Raw genomic sequence first — 21,419 nt, forward strand, 5'->3', positions numbered from 1 at the left:
CAGCCGGCAAGCCGGCCGATCCCTCACGCCCACCGACCACCCGCAACCTTCGGCCCGTCCGTGCCACGGACCAACGGCTTACTGAAAGACCGGGGCTAGCCCTGCTCTCGTAACCTAGTCGCGGCACGAGTGACGAACTCATCCAGGGCAGCGCTCGCAGCTTCGGTCCTGGCGGCACGGTCGTCATCTGTCGCCGCGTCGTGTATCTGGCCCGTAGCGTCCACCACAACGTCGGCCAGTTTCCGTAGTTCCACGTCGCCGGTCACGAGATCCATTCGCAGTTGTGCGTCGATGAGCGCTGTGCGAAGCCGATGGAAGTCGGCGTGTGCCAACCGATGCTCCTCACCGTCCGGATCCTCGCGATACCGATGCCATCGATCCAGGGCAGCTGTTCGATATCGCACTGCCGCACCGGTGAAGGCCACATACGCCTCTAAACCTTCCTGCCGGTGACGCTCGGCTGCCGCAAGAGCCGACACATGACCGACTGTTCGCCGTTGGAAGATGTAGGTGAGTGCGGAGCCGAGCAGCGTGCCGAGCACTGCAACGACCGCGGGTACTGCAGATTCCATGCGAACAGTGGATCACGAGATACGGCCAGGTAGCGCCAGAGCGGCTCGATCCGGCCGCGCGGGTATCAGCGTGTCTTCTGCGAGCCGACACTCGTCGTCGACTCGAGCCAGCGCGACGACCGCATTGCGTGCGAGCGGTCCGCGACCGAACTCAGGGAGACTTTCCTTCTTCAGTTGCTTGACAGTGAATCATTCAGCGGCCAGCGGTGGCGCGCCTGTGGATAACTCGCATGACGAGAGGGCGGATGATCGTTGGCTGTCAACCGGTGGTGCACCGGTGCCACCAGCCGCCTACACCTCAGCAAGCTAGGACGAGTTTGAGAGCCTCAGTTCGGTGACGGAGGCAACTTCCCGGTCGTCCCACGCAGCTACAACGGTACGTTGCCCACGTCCTGAGGTGACGAGTCCTGCCGAGACCAGCACGGCCACGGCTCGATGCGCAGTGCTGGCCGCGACGCGGTACCTGCCAGCTAGGGCCTTCTCGGTCGGAAGCGGATCACCGGGCGCCAGAATTCCCGAGTCAATCGCCCCCCGCAGATCGGCGGCGATCTGCTCGTAGGGCTGCAGGTCCTCATCCAAGGAGCTTGGCAACTGAGGCGGCGCCGTTGGCTTCGTCGTAGGCCTTGGCGGTACTCGAGTGGGCGTGGAACCAGCGGCGCGCTGGTCAGCTTCTGACCACCAAGCGGTGTACACGCGCAACGTCGTTGTCCCTCCGCCGGAGTGCCCCAGGCGGCCAGCGGCAGTGCGGACGTTGTAACCCGCGTTGATGAGCTCGGTTGCGTTGTAGTGGCGATGATTCTTCAGCGTGCTCTGGATCCCGAGACGTTTCGCGAGCCGCGCGTACCGCTTGGTGACTGTGTCTGGGTGGTGCGGCAAGCTCCCATCGGGAACGGGGGAGTAGATAAATCCGTCCTGATTGAAGGCGATACCTGCGGCTGCGGCGCGGTCTCTCGCTCTCTGTTCCTGTTCGTCAAGGATCTCGTCAGGTTCCGGATCGAGGATGACTCGCCGTTGTTGGTGGGTCTTGGTGTCCTTCTCCTCCAGGTCACCCTCGTCATTAACGAAGATCGACCGCTCGACCCGCAGGACGGACGTTGCAGCTTGCCTGCGCTCCCGGTCGCTCCAGCGCAGCGCGCACATCTCTCCGCGACGGATTCCTGTCGTAGTCTTCGTCGACAGGAACGAGCCCCAGTCCTCGTCGTCCTCCCATGCCGCGGTAAGCAGCCGGCCGACCTCGTCGACAGTCGGCGGCTGTGGATTGGGAGGAGGAAGGCCTGGCTTGTCCGCGTGCTCGGCAGGATTCACGGAGATCCAGTTCCACACGACCGCACGGTCTAGTACTCCAGCCGTAGTTCGTGATCTGGTCGCGCATAGCACGACCGCTCACAGCGCGTCAGATCGCTGGTAGGTGTGGATCGCTACCCCGCTTTCCAGCCGGACGGCGTCGACCAGCTCGAGATCCGTTGGCCGGGTGCCAGCGGCGAAGAGGCGCTTTCCCGAGCCAAGCAGCACCGGGAAAATCCAGGTCCGGAATCGGTCGACGAGGCCGCCCCGCAGCAACGTCTGGACCAGGTTCCCGCTGCCGAGCACTTGGATCTCCCGCTCGTGCACGCGCTTGAGCGCCGCGACCTCGGCGGCGACGTCGTCCCCGAGCAGCCTGGTGTTGCTCCACCGCAGATCGGTCAGCGTGCGTGACGCCACGTACTTGGGCAGCCTGTTCATCGTTCCGGCGAGCGGGTTGTCCTCGGCCGAGACGGTCGGCCAGTACGCGGCCATAGGTTCGTAGGTCTTGCGTCCCAGCAGCAACGCGTCGGCGCGGTCGTGGGCTTCGCCGACCGCCCGCCAGAGCTCGTCGTCGAAGAAGCGGGCTAGCCAGCCACCGTGTTCAAAACCGCCCTCGCGATCGTCCTCGTTCGCGCCCGGCGACTGCATGACGCCGTCGAGGGACAGGAACGTCTGTGTCACAACCGTACCCACAGAACCCCTCCGCAGATGGTCCGGCCGCCCAGTATGCCAGCACCCCGAGTCACCTACTGCCGACGAGCAACCCAACTCGCATGGCGGCGGTGGTGGTAGTCACGAGCTCTGGCTTGGTGACGGCGTCGCCAGCGTGACCAGCGTAGGAGCTGTTTGACGCCGTGTCGGGTGTGACCGACGAGTCGTGTGAACAGGTGCCGGATCTCATTCGCGGTGAGCGGGATCAGCCCTTGTGGTGAAGGGTTTGCAGCTCGGGCTGCCGCGGTCATGACCGCAAGGAACGCGTGCGCGAGCATGGCCAGGATGGTCCAGCGATGCCAGGAGGTCCAGCGACGCAGCTGGTGTTCGTCGAGGCCAGCGAGTTCTTTGCCGGCTTGGAACGATTCCTCGACTGTCCATCGTCGACCGGCGACAGCGACCAGGGTGGCCAAAGGCACGGCTTGGGGTGAATAGCAGCGGTAGAAGGCGAGTTCGCCGGTGCGGATCGACCGTCGGATCAGCAGCCGATGACATCCGGGCGTATCGGGCTCGGTCTCGGAGCTGTCGACGAGTGCCCAGTCGTAGAGACGCTCACCCTTCGCGCCGGCGCCTGCGCTATGACCTGCCCACGCGCGGCTGGGCACCCGCACGGCAAGGGCGTCTGCCCGGTCAACACCGGTTCCGGTCGCCACCCGATGATCACATGCGACCGCGAGGACGTAACCCATCCGGCGCTCGTGCAGCTCATCGCGCAACCGCGGGTCATTGCCGTAGACCTCGTCGCCGGCTACCCACCCCGCCGGGGTGCCGGCATCCAGCGCCCGGGCAACCATCTCCCGCGCGAGCGCGGGCTTGGTGGCGAACTCCACCTCGCCCGGCACCCCGGCGGCGTCACAGCGGCCGCGGTGGCTGGTCCACGACTTCGGCAGGTACAACGCCCGGTCGATGAACGCATGCCCACACCGACTGGCATACAGCACGTAGACCCCGACCTGGGCGTTCTCGACCTGCCCGCGGTGCCGGAGTATTGGCGCTGCACCCCGACCGTGTGGACGCCCTTCTTGACGTCGCCGGTCTCGTCGACCACCAGCACCGCGCCCGGATCGGCGAGATGCTCCAACACGTAACCGCGCAGATCATCGCGCACCGCGTCGGCGTCCCAACACGCCCGGCCCAGCAGGTGCTGCATCCCGTCCGGACTCTCCTCACCGGCATACTCGGCGAGCGTCCAGCAGTTGGTTCGTGGCAGCCCGGCTAGCAATCCGAGCAGCAACGACCGCGCACGCCGGCGCGGCTCTACCCGTGCGAACCGGCCAGCGATCCGCCCCACCAGGTCGTCAAATCCGCGCTGCCATCGGTCAGGGTTTACGCTGTGGCACGCGGCCACCGCATGATCTTCTTGAGTCCACACAACCCGAGATCATCGAGCGGTGGCCGCCCTGCGCCCGGGACCGCCACGCCGCCAGATCACGAACTACGGCTGGAGTATTAGGCCGGCGTCCGCGGCGAGTTCGTTCAACAGCCGCCGTACGACGCGTAAGAGATGACTTCCTAACGGCGACCGATACGGCGGGCGAACAGGTGCGGGAGCGGCTCGTCGTGGATCCGCTCATGCGGGTCGTAGCGCACCGACAGCGGCACGTGCGCTCGCTGTCGGGAAAGACACGCGCGAACGCAGCCCTTGCTCGAACTCCACCACTCGGCCCAGCTCGACAAGCGCCGCCGTCGTACCCTCTCCAGCCACGCCCGCAGCGCCAATCGGTGCCGATGAAGAGTTCAGTCAACTTCTTCACCGAACTTGGAAGTAGTCGAAGAACTCCGTGAGCCGGTCTCAGCAGCCGCCGGCGTCGGCAAAGACTGTCGGCGTCGGCTGGTAGACCAGCCGTATGAGATGGTCACAGATGATGGACAGCCAGCCAGCTCTCGGCGCGGTCGTCCGGGAAAAGTTGGTTGAGCCTGGGGCGCTTCTGGTCGGCACCACGCGAAAGGACGGCACGGCTCGCATCAGCGGAGCCGAACCGCTGATCATGGACGGCCAAGTCTGACTGTCGATGATGACGACGTCGACCAAGGCCCATGACCTGCGTCGCGATCACCGAATCCTGCTGCACAGCATCGTCACAGGTCCCGAGCCGGCTCCCGAAGTCAAGGTACGGGGAACGGTCGTGCCGGAATCGGATTCTGACACACAGGAGCGATACGCCCGTGCTGTCGCCGCTCAACTCGGATGGCAGCCGGTCGTCGGCCAATTCGATCTGTTCACCGTTGACATCGAAGACATCACTTACATCGGCTACGACCCTGACACCGGAGGACAGCACGTAGCGCGTTGGCCGACAGGCGTTGAGTACCTTCGTCCTGACACCACACCTACCAGCCTAGGGCCGCCACAGCCGACGATGCGACTCCTTACGAAGACGGACACGTGAAGATCGGCCTCGTGACGGCCCTGCACCCGCAACGGTTCAGCCGCCAGTCGCTCTCGCGTCGCACCGGCCACTGAGGCACTCTCCGACTAACCACTGGCAGTGCTGGTCGGGCCAGCTGAACGGAGCGCGGTGTGGACCCGCAACCGCAACGACATCAGCGACCGCTTCCCCGACATCGTCACCGCCGCCGTGCGGCAGCTGTCCGCCGGCGTCGTCTTGGACGGTGTTATCTGAGGTCGCAGGTTACGTGTTCAACACGTCGCCGACCGGCCGATGGGCGTCCGTGCTTGTCGTGTTGGACAAGTCCTAGGTTCACGTGTCTACGACGCGCCTGGGGCGCTGGTGCGGCTCCAGCGAGTGGCTTGCCCGGATGGCGGTGAGCTGTCCTGGACGGTGCTTGGTGATGGTTGGGGACCGGGTGCGGTTGAGGAGTTGCTGGCTCATTTGAGTGATCAGCGGCGGTCGCGGGACACGGTGGAGGCCTGTCGCTGCTGGAATCCGGGCAGGTCGTCGCGGCCGTCGACCGGCGCTACTACTTGAGCAAGGCCGCTGAGGCGATCGAGTACCCGACCGACGGGGCACGCGCGGGGACAGCTTGTCATCACCGTGCCCTAGCAGACGCGGCACATTGCGGCGGGTGCAGTGATCAGCCGCGTGCGGCTGCCTCCAGGCTGTCCAGGACCCGGTCAAGGCCGTAGGCGAATTCGTCGCCGTAGCTGTAGCCCGGTTGCAGGATGATCTCCGTGGTGAGTTCGAGGAGGTGCGGGTAGTCCTCGGCCGAGAACGGCAGCATCATCGAATCGACGACCTCGTCCAGATCCGCGGACTCGTCGAACGGCAGGTTCACCTCCTGCAGCACGAACCCGTAGACGTAGCTGTCGATCAGCGAGAACGCGTGGGCTGCCATGTGGATCGAGAAACCGGCGGCGCGGCAGGACCCGAGGACGGCGTTGTGGTGCCGTACGGTCGCCGGGCCGGGCGCGCTCCGTGAGCCCAGGAGGCTGATGGCCCACGGGTGCCGGATCATCGCCTCCCGGGCCGACTCCGCCCGCTGACGCATCGCGGTCTTCCACTCGGTGCCGTCGGCCGGCAGTTCGATCTCGGCGAAGACCTGGTCGACCATCCCGTCGAGGACGTCCTCCTTGTTGGCCACGTGGTGGTAGAGCGACATCGCCTCGATGCCGAGCTCCTGGGCGATCCTGCGCATCGAGACCGATCCGATTCCATCCTTGTCGGCCAAGGCGATGGCGGCCGACAACGCTCGTTGCCGGCTGATCCGGCCCCGGGCTGTGGCCGGCTCTCCCGCTTTCTTGCCCATGTCGTCGGTCTCCTGTCCACGCGGCCAACTCCTCCGTTGACATCCTTACACCGTAAGGGTACGGTACCAATCATCCTTACAGTGTAAGGATGCCTTGCTGGGGGAGGCTCTCACGACAAGCTGGGAGCGCAGCGCATGATCACCGTTTCAGGACTCACCAAGCAGTACGGCAAGCGTCTTGCCGTCCAGGACATGACCTTCTATGTGGTGGCCGGCCGCGTCACCGGGTTCGTCGGCCCCAACGGCGCGGGGAAGTCGACCACGATGCGGATGATGGTCGGATTGACCCGGCCGGACAGTGGCGAGGTCCGCTACGACGGCACCTCCTACACCGACCTGAAGTACCCGGCCCGGATCGTTGGATCGGTGCTCGACGCCCGCTGCATGCACCCCGGCCGCACGGCCCGGAACCATCTCCGGGCGATGGCCGCGACCAGTGGACTGCCGGCCGGTCGGGTCGAGGAAGTCCTGGCCGAAGTCGGGCTGGAGACGGCGGCGGACCAGCGGGCGGGCGGGTTCTCACTCGGCATGCGTCAGCGCTTGGCGCTGGCCGGCGCGCTGCTCGGTGATCCCCGGATCCTGCTGCTCGACGAACCGTCCAACGGCCTGGACCCCGACGGTATCCGCTGGCTGCGGACCTATCTCACAGACTTCGCGACCAGGGGCGGCACGGTCTTCGTCTCCAGCCATCTGATCGGCGAGCTCAGCATGTTCGCCCAGGACCTCGTCGTGGTCGGCGGCGGGCGGCTGCTGGCCGCCGATTCCGTCGAGACCATCACCGCCCGCGGCGAGACAGTGGTGATCGTCCGGACGCCGCAACCGACGGACCTCGTCGAACTCCTGGCCGGTCAGCACCTCCACGCCGAGGCGACCGGGCAACGCGTGGTCGTCCGCGGGACCACAACGACAACGGTGTCTCAGATCGCCTTCGACCACCGCATCCGGGTGGTCGAGCTGACCGAATCCACCACGTCCCTCGAGGACAGCCTGCTCGACCTCACCAGGGTGTCGGCCGAGTTCGCCTCCGCCTGATTCTCTCCACAAACTCACCAGAGGACAGAGACAATGACCACCACGATCAACACCACCGCGGCGGCGACCACGTCGTATCGTACGGCCGATCGCTCCACCCGCGACGACATCAGATCCATGCCGAATGTCCTCAGGAGTGAGTGGATCAAGCTCTCCTCGGTTCGGTCCAACAAGGCAGTCCTCGGCCTAACCGTGGCAGCCGGCGGCTTCGTTGCCTGGGCTGTCGCGACCTTGGTGAGCGACGAAGTACAGACCGTCTCGCAGGTCTTCATCTTCTCGACCGTGCTGACCGGCGTGTTCGCTGCGGTCGCCGGGATCCTGCTGTTCAGTTCGGAGGCGCAGCACGGCACCTTGGCCACTGCCTTGACCGCACAGCCCGCCCGGTGGGTGATCGTGGCGGCCAAGACGTTGATGGCCGCGGTCTTCGGCGCTGTGCTCGGAGCAGCAGGCATGGCAACCGGCTTCGGCGGCGCGCTGCTCGGCGGCCTAGCCATGGGCGACACATCCGCCATGGCCGCGACGGCGTTGTGGGCCCTGCTGTTCACGGCGCTGTCCGCAATGCTCGGCCTCGGCGTCGGCATGATCGTCCGCCACAGCTCAGGCGCCATCTCTGCCCTGCTCGTTTGGGGATTGGTCGTCGAGAACCTGCTCACCCTGTTCCTGTCCGAGCAGGTCTCACGCTTCCTTCCGTTCGTCGCCGGTAACAACCTGCTCGGCATCGACGCCGACGGAGCCTTCGCCCAATCGGCGGTCACCGCCCTCACCAGAACTGAAGACGCCTTCGTCTTCGGCACCTACGCCGCGGCAGCACTGATCATCGGGACCATCCTGCTCTACCGCCGAGACACGAACTGACCCGCGCCACTCACCCGACCGCCTTGGAGATCAACCCGATCTCCAAGGCGGTCACAATGTCGTGGCGGCAGCGGTGATACCGACCACATCGGAGGTGGCTGCGGTCTGGCTCGGGCTCGTGGATTCCGGTCTGGCTCGGGCGCTCGAGTCAGTGTCTTGGTGAGGGCGCGGTGCCGGGTGCGTCGGGGGTACGAGCCAAGGTGTCTTCACCGAGCTCGTCACATCACAGCTTGCGGGCCGCCGGATCTCCATTCGGGCCAAATGCGTGGGGCGGCTGGTGCGCGGGAGGGACGACTTGGTCGTGTGATCCCTATGACGGAGATTGCGGGTCGTCGAGGTTCGCTCGTGTGCGAGTTGTTTGTGGATGGTTAGGGCCAAGGATGCGGACCTGGTCGCGAGTAGTTGGCCGAGCGCGTGCACGGCGGCCGGGTCGCCGACCTTGGCCTGCCAACGGGCGATCTGATGACGAGTGTCAAGGGCTTCGGGATGGTTTGGGCCCAGTGCTCGCCGAGTGTCGGCAAGTAGAGGGCCCAGGACGTCAAGGGCCGCGGCCGCGCCGTGGGCGAGGCCGAGCCGGCTGGCAAGGTCGAAGCGAGTGCGCAGGCTGTAGGGATGGTCAGGGCCCAGTATGCGCACCTGGTCGGCAAGCACCTCCTCGTAGGCCGCTATCGCGCCCGCCAGGTCGCCAGCGTGTGATAGCCAGTATGCGAGGTTCTGCCGTGTCGTGAGGGTGTTGCGGTGCTCGGGGCCGAGGATGCGCAGCCGATCGGTGAGTAGTTGCCGGTACGCGTCGGCTGCGACGGCTGGATCGCCTGCGGATCCGCGCAGGTGTGCCAGGTTGTCGCGGGTGTGCAGGGTGTCGGGGTGTTCCGGCCCGAGTAGGCGCAGGTATGCGTCGAGGACGGGGGCGAGCGCTGTGATGGCACCGGCTGGGTCGCCGGCCTGCCCGCGCGAGTGGGCAAGGTTGTGCCGGATTCTCAGCGTGTCCGGGTGATCGGGGCCGAGGACTTGGATCTGGTCAGCGAGGACTTGCTCGAAGGCGGCCACAGCGGCGACCGGGTCGCCCGCGTGCCCGCGCCAGTACGCGAGGTTTGCTCGGGTGCCGAGAGTGGCCGGACAGCAAGGCAGTCGACCGCGCAATCTTGCCAGGCCGAAGCGGCGCAGACGTCGGAACGGTTCTCACGGTCGGTCGAGCAACTCGGCTCGGACGCGATCGCCGTCCGGATCGGTGCCGTGTGCGCCTTCGCAAACCTGATGCGTGACGGCGCCGCGCGACCAGCAGGCGATCGTGGAAATTCTCAGCGGCTTCATCCTGTTCCAGGCTGCGCAGGCACCGCCGAAGGGCGAAACTCTTCGACAGTTGCCGGGCGCCTGGTGGCCGCCTTCCGAGTCCTCGACGATCAGCTGACTCCTCGCTCGCGCGAGAACGCGGACGGCACGACGAAGACCTGGCCATCGATGCTGCTCAGCCGGGCCGACCTCCACGGCTTCGACCTTCTCAGGACGGGTTAACGTGATGCCGATCTGAGCTTCGCCAACCTGAATGACACCCAGCTGGTCAACGCCAAGCTGAACAATTCCAATCTGGCATTCACTCGCCTGGATCGGGCGAACCTGGGTGGGCCGATCTGACCGGGGCGTACATCACGGGCACGTCAGTGCGAGGTGCCGACATCTCCATGGTGACCGTCACGCCGGGCGCCGAGATCGGATTCGTCTGCTCGGTCCAGACCACAGGCATCGCCCGCTTTCGCGATGCTTGCGAATTCTCCTAGCGCGCGATCAGAAGCCAGAAGTGTCACGACCAAGCACCCCAGATGTGTCACGATGCCCTCACGCAGACCTGTCACCGATGTCCTGCGACATAACAGGTCTGGGGTCCGGGTTGAGTTGTCCGGGGTTGAGTTGGACTGCGAGAACGAGGATCCAGGCGACAGGGATGCTGGCGAAGATCCTTTGGGTCAGGCCGTTGTAGGCCTGTGGCACGACCATCGTGGCAATGAGAGCAAGTGTTCCGCCGGACGCCGTAGCGATGGAGTAGACCGCCAGAACCGGCCGGTGTAGCTGTTCGCGGAGCGGGCGAGCGAGTACCAGCGGAGCCGCGAGGACGGCGAGGAAGGACAGTGCGGCGGCGGGGCTGTGGACGTGATGATGCCAGCTGACCTGTCCGGCGTGTTCTCGGGCGATGCATTCGGCCAGGGCGGTGTTGCAGTCTTCACGGGCGAGCGCTTGGACGGTGATCCCGGCCGCCGCTGTGAACAGCAGGGTGCCGGCGACGGTCGTGTCGAGACCGCGTAGCGTTGTGCCGACGGCGAGCGCGAGGGCGGCGATCCCGGCGGCGAGGGACAGGTCGCCGCTGATCATGATCCACGGCTGGGTAGCGGTGAGCGCCTCCATTGCGCTCAGGTCGTCGCGGAGCGGCTGGTACCCGGGTTGAGCTGCCGGCGCGAGAATCCAGGCGAGGGTGAATGTCACCGCACGCCCTGCGGCGAGCAGGCCGAGGGCGCGGTGCGGTGTCGGCCGGTTCATGTGCGGGTCGGCGCGCGTGGTGACCGGCGGCGGGCGAGCCAGAGCCCGGCGCCGAGAGTGGCCGCGGAGACCAGCGCCAGGATCGGCACAAGCCAGAATGCGTCGGTGTAGGCGCCTCCGTGGTTGGGGGCGCTCAAGGTCATGACGACCGCGGCGACGGCGAAGAACACGGTCTGCAGGGCGATGGCGGTGCGGCGTCGGGCGAGCAGGCCGAGGATCAGGCCGCCGACGAGTGGTAGTAGGGCGAACATGTCAGCCTCCGGTGCTGGTGGTCAGGGCGGTCTGGAGGTCCGCCACGGGATTGTTGGATCTGGTGCGGCTGCGCCAGGCGACGTGTCCGTCGGGGCGGACGAGTACGGCGCCGTCGGGTGCGACGCCGTACAGGTCGGGCCATCCGGGTTCGGTCAGGACCTGGCTGTTGACGGGTACGGCGGGGCAGTGGGCGGCGGCGTCGCGCCACGTCGTGCCGGGTTCGGCGGTCAACAGCACGAACTGGTGGTCGAACAGGTCGATGGTGGAGGTCCCGTCGGCAAGCCACAGGTGTGGGGCTCGGCAGCCGGGGGTCGCGGTCTGCTGGTAGTCGGCGCCGGGTGGGTCGGCGTCGGGGCTGCCGTCGGCGGCGATGATCGACGATCGGTATTGGTAGCCCATGTCGAGCTGCGCGAGGCTGCGCCCGCTGAAAGGCGCCCCGTCCCCGTTGAAGAGCCGTGACCATGCGGTGCCGGTCTCGTCGGCGTTGCGCCGACCGACCGGTTCTCGTTCGGCGGCGTAGCTGTCCAGCAGCTTGTCTCCGCCGTGGCCGTGGATGGCGGCGGCGATCTTCCAGGCGAGGTTGTGCACGTCGTGCATTGCAGCACTCACGCCGGTGGCCCCGGCGGGCGGGAAGCGATGGGCTGCGTCGCCGGCCAGGAACACCGGACCATGCACGTACTGCGCAGCTGACTGCGCGGCGGCTGTCCACGGGTTGGTGGCCAGCACGTCCAGGGCCAGGTCGGGAAGGCCGAGGACACGACGTACGGCGGTCGCGGGGTCTTCGCCGGTCACCGGGCCGGGCTGGCTGATCACCCAACGGTCGTCGGCATGGGTCCAGATCAAGGCGGCGCCGGTGGCGGTGAGGAAGTAGATCCCTCGCGGCTGCGCACCGGTCAGACCCGCCAGTTCAGCCCGGAAGGCGATCATCGTCTGCCGGCCGAGGTCGTCAGGGCCGTTCATGGCGATATCGAGCTGCCGACGAATGCCGCTGCGGGCGCCGTCGGCCGCGATCATCCATCGCGCCCGGACCTGCGTCGTACGGCCGGATGTCTGCTCGGTCACCGTGGCCTGCACGCCGCCGTCGTCGGTTTGGAACGACTCCAGCAGTGCGCCTGTCCGCAGCTGCCCTGCCGAGTAGCTACTGGCGTGTTCGCGCAACACCGACTCGAACACATCCTGGGAGACCGACAGTCCTTCACACGGACTCACCACTGACTTGCCGGCCGACGGCACGTCCTCTCGCAGCGGCGTGCCTGTCAGGTCAGTGCGCCACTCTGCCCCTGGGGTGATCGGCAGCTCGACGGCGCGCAGGTCGGGTTCGACGCCGCACACCCGCAGGATCTCCATCGCCCGGGAGTGCACGCCCCGGGCCCGCGGTAGTGGCGAGCCGGTCATGCGCTTGTCGATCAACACCGACTCGACACCGTGCCGGGACAGCAGCAGCGACGCGGTCAGCCCGGCCGGGCCACCGCCCACGATCAGCACGGGTACCTCGACCGTTTCGGAAGCCATAACTCAACTCTCTTCGTCATAGTTCTACTATGATTGAGAGAGTGATACTCTCCTGCCGTGGTTGTCAAGAAGGAAAGGCCGAGCCACCGGCAGCGTCAAGCGATGGCGACGAAGACGGAGGTCGCCGCGGCGGCGCGTGCCCTGTTTGCCGACCAGGGCTATGTGGCAACGACGATCGCCGCGATCGCGGAAGCCGCCGATATCCCGGCACAGACGATCTACTCCGCGTTCGGCAACAAGGCTGCCATCCTGCGGTCCATCGCCTGGGAGGTCGCGGGCACCCTCGATATCGACAGGGCCCACGAAGAGGCCCTCGCGCAGCCGGACCCGCGCGACGGCCTGCGGAGAGCCGCGAATATCCAGCGTCGGCAGTTCGAGCAGATGTACGACGTCATCGACGTCTACCAGGAAGCAGCCCGCACCGACCCCGACATCGCCCACGACCTGCAGACCATCGCCGCCAACCGCGAACGAGCCTTCCGCCGCCACATCGACGCGATCGCATCCCACCTCGCCCCCGGCGTCAGCGTCGACGACGGCGTAGCCATCTACCTCACCCTCGTACTCCCCGAGGTCTACCGCACCCTAGTCATCGAACACCGATGGACCACCGACTCCTACGAGAACTGGCTCGCCAACGCCCTCATCACGCAGTTGCTGCGATCCCCTTGAGCGGGAGCATGGTGGCGGCGGTAGCGGAGTTCCTATGACCGTCGGTCTCAGGGGCTGTTGAGCTGGGTCATCAGTTCGCGGTTGGCCGCTCGAGCTGCAGCGAGCTCGTCACCGCGTTCTTCAAGCTCACGGCGGAGTTCGAGGAGTTGCTGCTCGCGGTCGGTGAGTGTCTGCTGGAGATTGCGGATGTCGTCGGGCGCGCCCAGACCAGTGTCACGGAAGACGGCTTCGCCTAGCTGCTCGGACAGTCGGGTTTCCAGGGCCTGGATGTGTTGCTGTAGCCGGGTGTTGTGCGCGCGGGTGTTGAGCAGGTCGGCGCGGAGGGTCGCGACGCTGATAGCGCCGTTGTTGGCTGCTGGCTCTGCTGGGACGGCGGCGGCTGCCATGACGGCGGCGGGCAGATCGTTGTGACGGTGAATGAAGCTGCGATGGACTCGTGCGGTGCGAGCGATCGATGACACGGTGATCGGTGCGCCCGCAGCGACTTGTTCGGCGATCGCGTTGTGGACCTGCAGGCGTCGACGCGCGGTGTCGCGCCGACGGGCCTGCGCAAGAGGTAGCTCTTGGCTCGGCGCAGGATCATCGGGGCGGGTGGTCATCGGCCGGCTGCCCGGACACCGCGAGGGTCGTTTCCCGACGGCGTGATCGGCATGCCGAGGTGAACCACGTTGCGCCGGGTCGCGCGAAGGACGTCGATGGCTTCGGTGATCTGGTCCCGTTCTTGTTGGGTGAGGTCGTCGACGTGGTCGTCGAGGCGTCTGATCAGGGTTCGAACCTTCTCGATTTCGGTGGCGCTGGGAGCGGCTTCGGTCCGGGCCCAGGGTTCGAGCTCGGTGGCGGCGATGACGCGTTCGCGGTCGGCCAGCAGCCGGTCCAGGTGCGAACGAAGTTCGGGCAGATAGGACACGTCGGTGCGGAAGTGACCGCAGCCCAGGCAGCGGAACCGGAAGGAGCAGGCGCCTCCGCCGGCTTGGACGTTGGACGGTTCGGTGCAGGTGCCGTAGGGCACGGCGACCTGGCCGACCCGCATGCGGGCGCGTTCGCGTCGAGCAGGGCGGTGACTTGGCGCCAGATCCGGTTGCCGGAGCCGTCGAACTGGTGATCCTCAACTCGGGTCACCGCGGCGCGGGCGCGGGCCTCGGTGATCCGGTAGTAGGCCTCGGTCGAGTGGACGCTGCGATGGCCCATGAGTTCGCGCAGCACCTCGATTGGTGTGCCCGCGTCGGCGTGCCGCTGGGCGTAGGTGTGCCGGTAGCCGTAGGCAACGACCACCGCGTGGGGGAACACCCCTCCGTCGGTCAGCTCGAACACCGGCAACTGGTCGACCCAGCCGCGGTGCAGCAGCGTCAGCCCCGGCGAGCGCAGTGACTTGACACCGTGCGGGTTCGTAGAGGCGACCGGCAGGAGTACCAGGTCGCGCGGATCGGTCGGGGAATGCGGCGCGGACCGCAGCCTGCTGGCCGCGGATCAGCGCGGCGGTGCTGTCCGGGATCGGTAGCCGGCGGTGCAGCCTGTTCTCCTTGTAGTCGGTGTAGACGAGCACGTACTTGCCGTCGCCAGCGCGTTCCAGGCAGTCCACGGGGAGCTGGCAGACCTCGTCCGGTCGGCGGCCGGTTTCCATGACTACTTCCACGGCCACGCGGACCGCGCGCCCGCTTCTGGTCTCGAGTAGCGGCAGGGCGTCGTTGAGCGCGTTCACTATGGAAGCTTGGCCTGCCGGTGATGGGCTGGTGGCTCCTGGTGGCGATGCTGATCATCCCGGCCGTGCACTCGGCAACGAGGTCGCGGGCGTGTTCGGCAACAACCAAATCCTCGTCGACCAGGTGCGGGCGGCCGCAGCCGCCACCGACGAGCCGGTCTGGCAACTGCCGCTGCGACGGTCCTACCGGGAGCATCTCAAATCCACCATCGCCGACATCGCCAACGTCGGACCACTGGGCAGCCCGACGGGATTGGAGGTCGTTGAGCCGTTCTCCTGGGAGCTGGGTTGGTGGGTTCCTGCCGCGCCGCTGAACCGCCCCGGGCTGCTCGCGCTCGCGCTGTGCGGACTGGTCGCGATGCTGCTCAACGACTTCTGCGTACTGCCGCCCGCAATCATGATCGGCTTCGTCCTGCCGCTCCTGGTCGCCCACCTCGTCGACCAGACTCGCGACCGGACAACCCCCAGTCAACTCCGCGCGGAACGCCGTGATCCGCAAGCTGGGCACGGCGTGTGCAGATCCTCGGATCGCGGTCAGAAGTGCCACACCAGCTCCGTCGCCGATCGGGTACGGCATGGTTTGCACGGTGTTGTGGAGGATCGTGCCCCACGGGATGATCGAGAAGGTCATCAGCGCAAAACGTGAAGGTGACGATGCCGATGATGATCCAGGGCCGGCCGGTGAGCGGCTCCAGATCGGCCTTGGCGACCTCCGCGGCGACCCGTGCGTCGTCGGTGGAGATGCCAGTGACCGACGCCTTCACATCAGCCCGGACCCGGCTCGCGTACCGCAACGTGTACAAATTCATCGCCGCCATCTGGCTGAGGTAGGGCTGGAGGTGCGGGCGACGTCACGTCCATGACCAAACCGATGGCTGCTGCCTGCCGGACGCGATGGACCACTCGAAGAGCGTGCTGTGACACTGAAGTAGCAAATGTCGCATGTGGTGTCATTCAGGAGCAATGCTGCCATAAAGCGACTGATCACGCCGTGTAAAGGGGGGGTAAATAACTGAGCGCTTCGGCGCTTAGAGGCGATTCTGGGCCCGTTCACGGGCGCCTTCGAGTTTCTGGTGGCCGGTTCCGGCCACCGACTGTGAGATCATGAGATGAACAAGAAGCCCCGGTCGGAGACTCCGACGGGGTCGGAGGCCGAACCGGGGCCAGATGCGTGCTTTCCACGGCTACGCGCTTCTGACCATACCTACTCCTCCGGGGCAACGTACACATGTCGTGCGTCGTCTCGGTGAGTAATCGGTTCTGGCCTTCGCCTACGCATGACGAAGGAGAGAACGCCAATGGCTGAGAAGCCGAAGTACACGCCGGGTACCCCGGCGCCGAAGTCTGGTCAGTACAAGGTGGTCGGTCCCCGCGGTGGGGATCGTGGCCGCGAGGTCTCGTCCACTGAAGGCAACCCACTTCCGCCGGCCCAGAAGGGCGAGCGGTACGTCCTGAACGACGCCACTCGGCACAAGCGCAAGTAGCGCACAGCAGCTGGGGACAGTCTGCTGTCCCCGGCTGCTGCGTGCTCTGCCGCTTAAACCCGAGAACGACGACAGGACCCTGAATCATGAGCATTTCGATGTACCGCCGTCAGTATCAGCAGAAGGTCAAGCAGGCAACGGAGGCCCAGAAGAAGGCGGCCGAGTCGCGGGCGAAGGAAGCCGCGAAACGGCAGGACGCGAACAAGGCGCAAACAGCTGCCCAGAAGACCAACAGTCCCACCACCCGCAAGTCGCGGATGAACGACGCCACGCGCGCCCTCACCGCGGCCGACAAGTATGGCAAGGAGGCCTCCGAGCTCGAGAAGAAGACGGCGCGCTACGGCAGCGAGGCCGCAGACCTTCAGGTGAAGATCGCGAAAGCCGAGCAGGCCGAGGCTGACCAGGCCGAGCGGAAGCGCAAGCGCGACGAACAGCAGCGTAAGACCGACGAGCTGCGCCGGGCGCGCGAAGCCGCAGCCGAGCGGCACCGGATCGACGATCGGCTCAGCGCTACGGAAGCGAAGGCGGACCACGCTCTGCGGAAACTGGCTGCCCCGAAGCCCGAGAAGCTGAGGGTCCTGATGCTCGGAGCTTCACCCGAAGGCGACCTGCGCATCGGTCGGGAGCAGGCCAAGATCCGTCGGGCCGTCGAACGGGCCGTGCACAGCGAGCAGATCGATCTGGACATTCGCACCGCCGCAACCACCGACGACCTGCTGGACGGGATCGCCAGGTTCCGCCCGCACGTCGTTCACTTCAGCGGTCACGGCGGAGACCAAATCATCGGCTTCGAAGATGATGTCGACGAGCACCACGTCGGTGTCGTGGCCACCGTGGACGCCTTCGCCTCGGCCTGTGCCGCGACCGACACCCCGCCCATTTTGGTGGTGCTGAATGCATGCGAAACGACGACGGCCGCCGAACGGCTGGTTGCGCGCTTCGCTCCGCTGGCAATCGGGATGGACGGCGAGATCGACGACACCGACGCGATCACCTACGCCACCGGCCTGTATGCCTCGATCGCCAACGGCCACTCTGTCAACTCCGCCCACATGGCGGGCAAGGCAGCGGTCGAACTCGCCGGCGGGGAGTACGAGCTGCCGAGTCTCGTAGCAGCCGTCGACGTCAACCCGACGGCCGTGAAGCTGGTGAAGCGCCCGGACGAAGACGAGGCCGCCTAGCATCTCCTGTACGCATCGGACCGGGCGCGGGTCTAACCGACGCCCGGCTTCCGCATCGCCTCGCCGCAGTTCTCTGCGCGACGCGGTCAGGACGAACGGACCGGTCAACCGGGTGCAAGTCGTTCCCGCAACCCGGTTCGTCCTGCGCTGGTTACCGCAACGGTCGCGTCTGATGTGCTGACCTGCCGCAGGTTCTGGTGGCGTTGCCGTGGTGCGGGTTGTGGTGCGAAGTGGTGTGAACTCGGCCAAACGCGCGGATCAGCCGAATTGAGGACGTTGTCCGCAGAAGCACGGTGTTCGTCTCCGACGCGGCGCTACCACCCGCTAGGGGTGCATGAGTTCGCGCCTCATGACTGGTCGGGTTCGGTAGGTGCGTCCGATCTCGGCGAACCCGGCTCGCTGAAACATGGCGAGAGTTCCAGTGAAGATGGCAGATGGTGACGGGGTGCCGGCGAGTCTGTCGGCGTCAACGGGGTGACCGTCGAGTACTGAGGCGCCGTGCTGCGCGGCCCAGTCCACAGCGGCCTCTAGCAGCGCGACACCGATGCCGCTGCCACGTTGTTCGCGGCGCACCAGAAAACAGGACACCCACCACGCGTCAGGATCATCATCAAGGATTCGGGCAAGGGCCCGGTTCCCGGTGATCCCTGGCAACGTGGAGCGCGGCACCACCCGCGTCCAGCCGACCACGTCGTCATCGAGGATGGCCAACAGGCCGACCGGAAGATCTGCTTCGTGGACCTCACGTTGCAGCGCGGACCGGTTATCGGGCTCGTCGTGCTGACAAAACCGTTGACACCAGCACGATGTGGGGTTCTTCTCGCGGGGTCCGAAAACCCGTCCAAGCTGTGGCCACATCACAGCAGTCGCCGGTACCACACGCATCGTGGTCATCCGTTCGGATCCTTTCCTGCAACAAGAGCGTGTCTGTCCGTCGCTCCAGGCCATCTCAGCATGCTAGGACCGTTTCCGGACGGTTCGCGTCCGGAAAGAGGCTTGTGTTTCAGCGCGTTGTCCGGCCGCCAATATTTGGACGCGTGCGTCGTAGGAGCCCGAGGCCCGGCTCGATCTGTGGCGGACACGCGGCGCAGGGATTTGCCGCTGTCGGTGAAGCACGGATCTGCCGAGGAGCGGATGCCAGCACTGTGACTCATTCCGTTGCTCTTGGTCGACTGGCGATTGGTGGGGGCGTTCTGGCGGCAGAGGAATCAGGCAGTTGGTGGCGTGCCGGGGTTCGCTGTTCGTACCGGGCGGATGCCGTCGGGGCCTACGCCTAAGCCGTGCCTGGTCATGTATCTGCGGCCGTAGTGCGGTCCTAGCCACAGCATGAGCCCGAGCAGCGCGATGAACTGGATGGTCGTCACCATGGGAACGATGTCGACTGGGAGGGCGTAAGCCAGCGTGACACGTATGCCTGCTTCCAGTAGGAAGCCGACGCCCCAGATGATGGTGACGGCGCGCATCACGTGGCGGAACTCGGGTGAGTCCAGCCAGTTCGCCTCCCACGCCTTAACGGCTGCGGCGCTGCGCTGGAAGGTGAGAATGCCTTCGAAGGCGATCGAGCGGCCACGCAGGGACCACAGCAGCCAGACGCCGATGACGCCGGTGTACACGCCGCCTTTGGCGAGAAGCCATCGAGGATTGCCGGTGATTAGTGACGCGAGCGCGCCGGTGGCGAGCAGACACAGGGTGAATAGCGAGATCTTGTCGATGGTGCGATTCCAGACGATCTTGTAGAGGGTGCGAGCGAGCGCGGGCGTGCCACCGGCGAGGAGGGCGACCACCGGGTCGGCGCCGACCGCGCGGAGCAGGTAGTACACGACCACCGGCAGGACGAATCCCGTCAGGAGGGCCAGCAGCGTCGCCCGGCGGGCGGGTGCTGGGCGCACGTTCGTCTCCGCCGTGGCCTGTGGTCGGGTTCCGGCCTGCGGTCCGGATTTCGCGTGATGCGACTCGGGCCTGGGCACCATCAACCTCTCTGTCGCTGTTCGCGAACCATTGGACAGGCGGCGCATGTCACTCAGCAGGCGGCGCGTCATGCGTCGCTCGGGTGGCCAGCGCGAAGGTGGTGACGAGTTCCTGCTGGTAGGTGTCGAGGTCAAGGCCGTGTTCGTGGTGCAGCCGCTGCACGGCGGCCGTGATCGCGCCGCGGATCATGATCGACATCGATCTGGTGTCGAAGTCGCGGAATTCGCTGGCGCGCTGGCCTTCGCGCAGGAGCGCCTCCAGCGCCTGCACGTCGGGTTCTTGAGCGCTCGCAGACGTGTACGGCTTGCCGGTGTCGTCGCGCAGGTGAGGTCCGATCGCGGTGAGGACCACCACCTCACGCGGGTACTCGCGCAGGAACTCCACGTTGGCCTCTAGGTAGGCGAGGAGCCGCCCGGCAGCGGTGTCTTCTCGTTCGATCCGCTCCGTCAGCATCTGCGCGGCGGTGGTGTAGATGTCCACCAGGATCTGCCGGATCAGATCGTCCTTGTTCGTGAAGTGGTACGAGATCAGCCGGGGACTGCTCAGCCCGGCGCGCTCGGTGATCCGGGCGTAGGACGCCTTGTCGTAACCCAGCTCTGCGATGGTGTCGATCGCCGCGCGCACGATCTGCGTACGCCGTGCCGCGGTGGTAATCGAGTGCCTCATCGTTCCTTCCTTATCTAGCCGTATAAAACTTACCACAGTCAGATAAGACCCAGAAGGATCGCGTGCGCGCATCTGGCTCCCTTCTGTGTCAAGAGGCGGTCGGGAGCGGGGTCGTAGGCTGTTGTTCGGCGGGTCCGGGAAGTGGCTTGTCCGAAGAGCCGGTGTTGGGATGTGAGCCGGTCGCGCTGGAGTCAGAGTCGTTTCCCTGTTGCCCTCCCGGGCCTGTCCTCGACTGCGTTGTGGTGGCGCGGACGGTGTCGTTGAGCATCTGCTGGTAGACGATGTCGGAGAGTCTGCGTTTGACGCAGCGCATGGCTTCCATGGGTGCTTTGCCGTTGGCCTTCTTGCGTTCGTAGTAGTCGCGGCCGGGGCTGGGGTTGCGGAGCTGGACTCGGGCGATGGTGTGCAGGACGCGGTTGATCTGTCGGTTCCCGGCGCGGGAGAGCCGGTGGCGGACCTGGTCGCCGGAGGAGGCGTCGATGGGTGCGGTGCCGTTCCAGGACGCGAAGTGCGCCTTGTCTGGGAAGCGGGTGATGTCGCCGGCCTCGACCAGCAGCCGGGCTGCGTCGGTGGGTCCGATGCCGGGCAGGTCGAGCAGGGTGGTGCCGGTGGCGGCGAAGAGGACCTGTTCACCGCCAGCCAGTAGCCGCAGGGCGATGTGCTTGCCGATCCCGGCGCAACCCTCGATCGCCCAGACCCGGTCCGGCGACTGCCGGGCATGGCGCAGCATCGCGGCGTAGCCGTCCCGGTCGGTGCCGAACCGGCCCCCGCCGACGATGGTCTCATCGGCGGTCATCACCTCGATCGTCGCCGAGCGCTTGTGCGGGTCCATCCCGACGACCACGCGACCTGTTCGCTATGCTGCTGAGCCCATCGGGTCCTCCGATGCTCGATCCAGTGTGGTTGTCGAGCCGGGAGGGCAACGCTGCTTCGAGTGCGACAAACCCTTCTCGAGCCTGTCGTGGCCCTGGCGACGCCCGGGCTACACAGGCCGAATGAGAGCCACACGATCAGCGTGGGCAGCCGCGATGAAAGCGACAGCCCGGGCGCCTGGACCGAGCCTCGCCAGGCACCGGTCCTGGGTCAATGGAACAAGCAGCCGCGATCCGCGCCTTCGGCTGTCGCAGATCGCCTGGCGGACGAGTGTCGCGCATCAGTCGACGGAGGACAGTCTGTCCTGGCGTCTGCTCGCTGTTGCCTAGTGCCACCTGATGTGCGACGGATCTGCGCCACCTGATGTGCGACATGGGGGCTAGGAAACTGAGGCTGCGGTCCGCGGCCGCTGGCCCTTGAT

At 66.4% G+C, this 21,419-nt stretch carries 25 protein-coding genes and 1 pseudogene; 10 read left to right on the forward strand and 16 right to left on the reverse strand.

Going from position 1 to position 21,419, the window contains the following annotated elements:
- Window positions 1-95: 95 nt before the first annotated feature.
- From E0H73_RS45200 to E0H73_RS48215, 6 genes and pseudogenes are all read right to left on the reverse strand, one after another.
- Window positions 96-542, reverse strand: coding sequence for a hypothetical protein (locus E0H73_RS45200; RefSeq protein ID WP_131367452.1), 447 nt, complete (start codon window positions 540-542; stop codon window positions 96-98).
- 336 nt (window positions 543-878) lie between these two features.
- The gene (locus E0H73_RS45205; RefSeq protein ID WP_165556174.1) at window positions 879-1,895 is read right to left on the reverse strand and encodes a GntR family transcriptional regulator; all 1,017 of its coding nucleotides are present in this window, start codon (window positions 1,893-1,895) and stop codon (window positions 879-881) included.
- 60 nt (window positions 1,896-1,955) lie between these two features.
- Complete coding sequence (locus E0H73_RS45210; protein WP_131367456.1) at window positions 1,956-2,549, reverse strand: dihydrofolate reductase family protein; 594 nt, start codon at window positions 2,547-2,549, stop codon at window positions 1,956-1,958.
- A gap of 53 nt (window positions 2,550-2,602) precedes the next feature.
- Window positions 2,603-3,939: pseudogene (locus E0H73_RS45215) on the reverse strand (IS701 family transposase).
- 484 nt (window positions 3,940-4,423) lie between these two features.
- Complete coding sequence (locus E0H73_RS45220) at window positions 4,424-4,849, reverse strand: hypothetical protein (RefSeq protein WP_131367457.1); 426 nt, start codon at window positions 4,847-4,849, stop codon at window positions 4,424-4,426.
- 754 nt (window positions 4,850-5,603) lie between these two features.
- Window positions 5,604-6,275: a TetR/AcrR family transcriptional regulator gene (locus E0H73_RS48215; protein ID WP_202867929.1), complete on the reverse strand. Its 672-nt coding sequence runs from the start codon at window positions 6,273-6,275 to the stop codon at window positions 5,604-5,606.
- Window positions 6,276-6,410: 135 nt separating this feature from the next.
- Between E0H73_RS48215 and E0H73_RS45230 the strand changes: the two genes are divergently transcribed.
- Both E0H73_RS45230 and E0H73_RS45235 read left to right on the forward strand, forming a co-directional pair.
- Window positions 6,411-7,307: an ATP-binding cassette domain-containing protein gene (locus E0H73_RS45230; protein ID WP_131367459.1), complete on the forward strand. Its 897-nt coding sequence runs from the start codon at window positions 6,411-6,413 to the stop codon at window positions 7,305-7,307.
- Window positions 7,308-7,340: 33 nt separating this feature from the next.
- Window positions 7,341-8,162, forward strand: coding sequence for an ABC transporter permease subunit (locus E0H73_RS45235; RefSeq protein ID WP_131367461.1), 822 nt, complete (start codon window positions 7,341-7,343; stop codon window positions 8,160-8,162).
- 51 nt (window positions 8,163-8,213) lie between these two features.
- On the opposite strand, the gene E0H73_RS48620 is transcribed toward E0H73_RS45235, so the two are convergent.
- Entirely contained in the window at window positions 8,214-9,302 is a 1,089-nt protein-coding gene (locus tag E0H73_RS48620) for a tetratricopeptide repeat protein (RefSeq protein WP_420323462.1), read from the reverse strand.
- A 118-nt stretch (window positions 9,303-9,420) separates the two neighbouring features.
- Between E0H73_RS48620 and E0H73_RS48625 the strand changes: the two genes are divergently transcribed.
- Complete coding sequence (locus E0H73_RS48625; RefSeq protein WP_420323463.1) at window positions 9,421-9,570, forward strand: hypothetical protein; 150 nt, start codon at window positions 9,421-9,423, stop codon at window positions 9,568-9,570.
- Between the two features lie 116 nt (window positions 9,571-9,686).
- Window positions 9,687-9,794 carry a pentapeptide repeat-containing protein gene (locus E0H73_RS48630; protein ID WP_131367486.1) on the forward strand — a complete coding sequence of 36 codons (108 nt, stop codon included), beginning with the start codon at window positions 9,687-9,689 and terminating at the stop codon, window positions 9,792-9,794.
- 201 nt (window positions 9,795-9,995) lie between these two features.
- Here E0H73_RS48630 and E0H73_RS45250 read toward each other — a convergent pair whose 3' ends face one another.
- Genes E0H73_RS45250 through E0H73_RS45260 form a run of 3 tightly spaced genes read right to left on the reverse strand, consistent with a single transcriptional unit; the run spans window position 9,996 to window position 12,455 of the window.
- Complete coding sequence (locus E0H73_RS45250) at window positions 9,996-10,691, reverse strand: DUF998 domain-containing protein (protein ID WP_131367463.1); 696 nt, start codon at window positions 10,689-10,691, stop codon at window positions 9,996-9,998.
- Window positions 10,688-10,942, reverse strand: a complete 255-nt coding sequence (locus E0H73_RS45255; RefSeq protein ID WP_131367465.1) for a hypothetical protein — start codon at window positions 10,940-10,942, stop codon at window positions 10,688-10,690. Before E0H73_RS45255 ends, E0H73_RS45250 begins: the two co-directional genes overlap by 4 nt.
- 1 nt (window position 10,943) lies before the next feature.
- The gene (locus E0H73_RS45260; protein ID WP_131367467.1) at window positions 10,944-12,455 is read right to left on the reverse strand and encodes an FAD-dependent monooxygenase; all 1,512 of its coding nucleotides are present in this window, start codon (window positions 12,453-12,455) and stop codon (window positions 10,944-10,946) included.
- A 102-nt stretch (window positions 12,456-12,557) separates the two neighbouring features.
- Here E0H73_RS45260 and E0H73_RS45265 point away from each other — a divergent pair, with 102 nt between their 5' ends.
- Window positions 12,558-13,127, forward strand: coding sequence for a TetR family transcriptional regulator (locus E0H73_RS45265; protein WP_131367469.1), 570 nt, complete (start codon window positions 12,558-12,560; stop codon window positions 13,125-13,127).
- Window positions 13,128-13,174: 47 nt separating this feature from the next.
- Here E0H73_RS45265 and E0H73_RS45270 read toward each other — a convergent pair whose 3' ends face one another.
- Together E0H73_RS45270 and E0H73_RS46415 are read right to left on the reverse strand one after the other, a co-directional pair.
- Entirely contained in the window at window positions 13,175-13,726 is a 552-nt protein-coding gene (locus E0H73_RS45270) for a hypothetical protein (RefSeq protein WP_131367471.1), read from the reverse strand.
- Window positions 13,723-14,157 (reverse strand): hypothetical protein, encoded by a 435-nt coding sequence (locus tag E0H73_RS46415; protein WP_202867931.1) that lies wholly within the window; start codon window positions 14,155-14,157, stop codon window positions 13,723-13,725. Before E0H73_RS46415 ends, E0H73_RS45270 begins: the two co-directional genes overlap by 4 nt.
- Window positions 14,158-14,189: 32 nt before the next feature.
- On the opposite strand from E0H73_RS46415, the gene E0H73_RS46420 reads away from it, so the two are divergent.
- The 5 genes from E0H73_RS46420 (at window position 14,190) to E0H73_RS45290 (ending at window position 17,491) form a co-directional block, all read left to right on the forward strand.
- The gene (locus tag E0H73_RS46420) at window positions 14,190-14,495 is read left to right on the forward strand and encodes a hypothetical protein (RefSeq protein WP_165556175.1); all 306 of its coding nucleotides are present in this window, start codon (window positions 14,190-14,192) and stop codon (window positions 14,493-14,495) included.
- A 332-nt stretch (window positions 14,496-14,827) separates the two neighbouring features.
- Window positions 14,828-15,472 (forward strand): hypothetical protein, encoded by a 645-nt coding sequence (locus E0H73_RS46935; RefSeq protein ID WP_202867932.1) that lies wholly within the window; start codon window positions 14,828-14,830, stop codon window positions 15,470-15,472.
- 8 nt (window positions 15,473-15,480) lie between these two features.
- Window positions 15,481-15,657, forward strand: a complete 177-nt coding sequence (locus E0H73_RS46425) for a hypothetical protein (protein ID WP_165556176.1) — start codon at window positions 15,481-15,483, stop codon at window positions 15,655-15,657.
- Between the two features lie 467 nt (window positions 15,658-16,124).
- Window positions 16,125-16,310 carry a YjzC family protein gene (locus E0H73_RS45285; RefSeq protein WP_131367473.1) on the forward strand — a complete coding sequence of 62 codons (186 nt, stop codon included), beginning with the start codon at window positions 16,125-16,127 and terminating at the stop codon, window positions 16,308-16,310.
- Between the two features lie 98 nt (window positions 16,311-16,408).
- On the forward strand, window positions 16,409-17,491 hold the full coding sequence (locus E0H73_RS45290) for a hypothetical protein (RefSeq protein ID WP_202867933.1): 1,083 nt from the start codon (window positions 16,409-16,411) through the stop codon (window positions 17,489-17,491).
- 324 nt (window positions 17,492-17,815) lie between these two features.
- Here E0H73_RS45290 and E0H73_RS45295 read toward each other — a convergent pair whose 3' ends face one another.
- From E0H73_RS45295 to E0H73_RS45310, 4 genes are all read right to left on the reverse strand, one after another.
- Window positions 17,816-18,385, reverse strand: a complete 570-nt coding sequence (locus E0H73_RS45295) for a GNAT family N-acetyltransferase (protein ID WP_131367477.1) — start codon at window positions 18,383-18,385, stop codon at window positions 17,816-17,818.
- A 314-nt stretch (window positions 18,386-18,699) separates the two neighbouring features.
- Window positions 18,700-19,530, reverse strand: coding sequence for a VC0807 family protein (locus E0H73_RS45300; RefSeq protein ID WP_131367478.1), 831 nt, complete (start codon window positions 19,528-19,530; stop codon window positions 18,700-18,702).
- Window positions 19,508-20,125, reverse strand: a complete 618-nt coding sequence (locus E0H73_RS45305) for a TetR/AcrR family transcriptional regulator (protein ID WP_131367480.1) — start codon at window positions 20,123-20,125, stop codon at window positions 19,508-19,510. The genes E0H73_RS45300 and E0H73_RS45305 overlap by 23 nt, the downstream gene beginning before the upstream one ends.
- Window positions 20,126-20,213: 88 nt before the next feature.
- Window positions 20,214-20,957, reverse strand: coding sequence for a transposase (locus E0H73_RS45310; RefSeq protein WP_131367481.1), 744 nt, complete (start codon window positions 20,955-20,957; stop codon window positions 20,214-20,216).
- Window positions 20,958-21,419 lie beyond the last annotated feature (462 nt).

This window comes from Kribbella pittospori (assembly GCF_004331465.1).
GTDB classification, from domain to species: Bacteria; Actinomycetota; Actinomycetes; order Propionibacteriales; family Kribbellaceae; genus Kribbella; species Kribbella pittospori.

Bases quoted from the DNA above. Each gene is read 5' to 3' on its own strand.
- E0H73_RS45260 (WP_131367467.1), bottom strand. From the start codon at position 12,455: ATGGCTTCCGAAACGGTCGAGGTACCCGTGCTGATCGTGGGCGGTGGC.
- E0H73_RS45250 (WP_131367463.1), bottom strand. From the start codon at position 10,691: ATGAACCGGCCGACACCGCACCGCGCCCTCGGCCTGCTCGCCGCAGGG.
- E0H73_RS45270 (WP_131367471.1), bottom strand. From the start codon at position 13,726: ATGACCACCCGCCCCGATGATCCTGCGCCGAGCCAAGAGCTACCTCTT.
- E0H73_RS45295 (WP_131367477.1), bottom strand. From the start codon at position 18,385: ATGACCACGATGCGTGTGGTACCGGCGACTGCTGTGATGTGGCCACAG.
- E0H73_RS45230 (WP_131367459.1), top strand. From the start codon at position 6,411: ATGATCACCGTTTCAGGACTCACCAAGCAGTACGGCAAGCGTCTTGCC.
- E0H73_RS45235 (WP_131367461.1), top strand. From the start codon at position 7,341: ATGACCACCACGATCAACACCACCGCGGCGGCGACCACGTCGTATCGT.
- E0H73_RS46415 (WP_202867931.1), bottom strand. From the start codon at position 14,157: ATGCGGGTCGGCCAGGTCGCCGTGCCCTACGGCACCTGCACCGAACCG.
- E0H73_RS45265 (WP_131367469.1), top strand. From the start codon at position 12,558: ATGGCGACGAAGACGGAGGTCGCCGCGGCGGCGCGTGCCCTGTTTGCC.
- E0H73_RS45285 (WP_131367473.1), top strand. From the start codon at position 16,125: ATGGCTGAGAAGCCGAAGTACACGCCGGGTACCCCGGCGCCGAAGTCT.
- E0H73_RS45310 (WP_131367481.1), bottom strand. From the start codon at position 20,957: ATGGACCCGCACAAGCGCTCGGCGACGATCGAGGTGATGACCGCCGAT.
- E0H73_RS45290 (WP_202867933.1), top strand. From the start codon at position 16,409: ATGTACCGCCGTCAGTATCAGCAGAAGGTCAAGCAGGCAACGGAGGCC.
- E0H73_RS46935 (WP_202867932.1), top strand. From the start codon at position 14,828: ATGGAAGCTTGGCCTGCCGGTGATGGGCTGGTGGCTCCTGGTGGCGAT.
- E0H73_RS45255 (WP_131367465.1), bottom strand. From the start codon at position 10,942: ATGTTCGCCCTACTACCACTCGTCGGCGGCCTGATCCTCGGCCTGCTC.
- E0H73_RS45305 (WP_131367480.1), bottom strand. From the start codon at position 20,125: ATGAGGCACTCGATTACCACCGCGGCACGGCGTACGCAGATCGTGCGC.
- E0H73_RS48215 (WP_202867929.1), bottom strand. From the start codon at position 6,275: ATGGGCAAGAAAGCGGGAGAGCCGGCCACAGCCCGGGGCCGGATCAGC.
- E0H73_RS46425 (WP_165556176.1), top strand. From the start codon at position 15,481: ATGCCGATGATGATCCAGGGCCGGCCGGTGAGCGGCTCCAGATCGGCC.
- E0H73_RS45300 (WP_131367478.1), bottom strand. From the start codon at position 19,530: ATGACGCGCCGCCTGCTGAGTGACATGCGCCGCCTGTCCAATGGTTCG.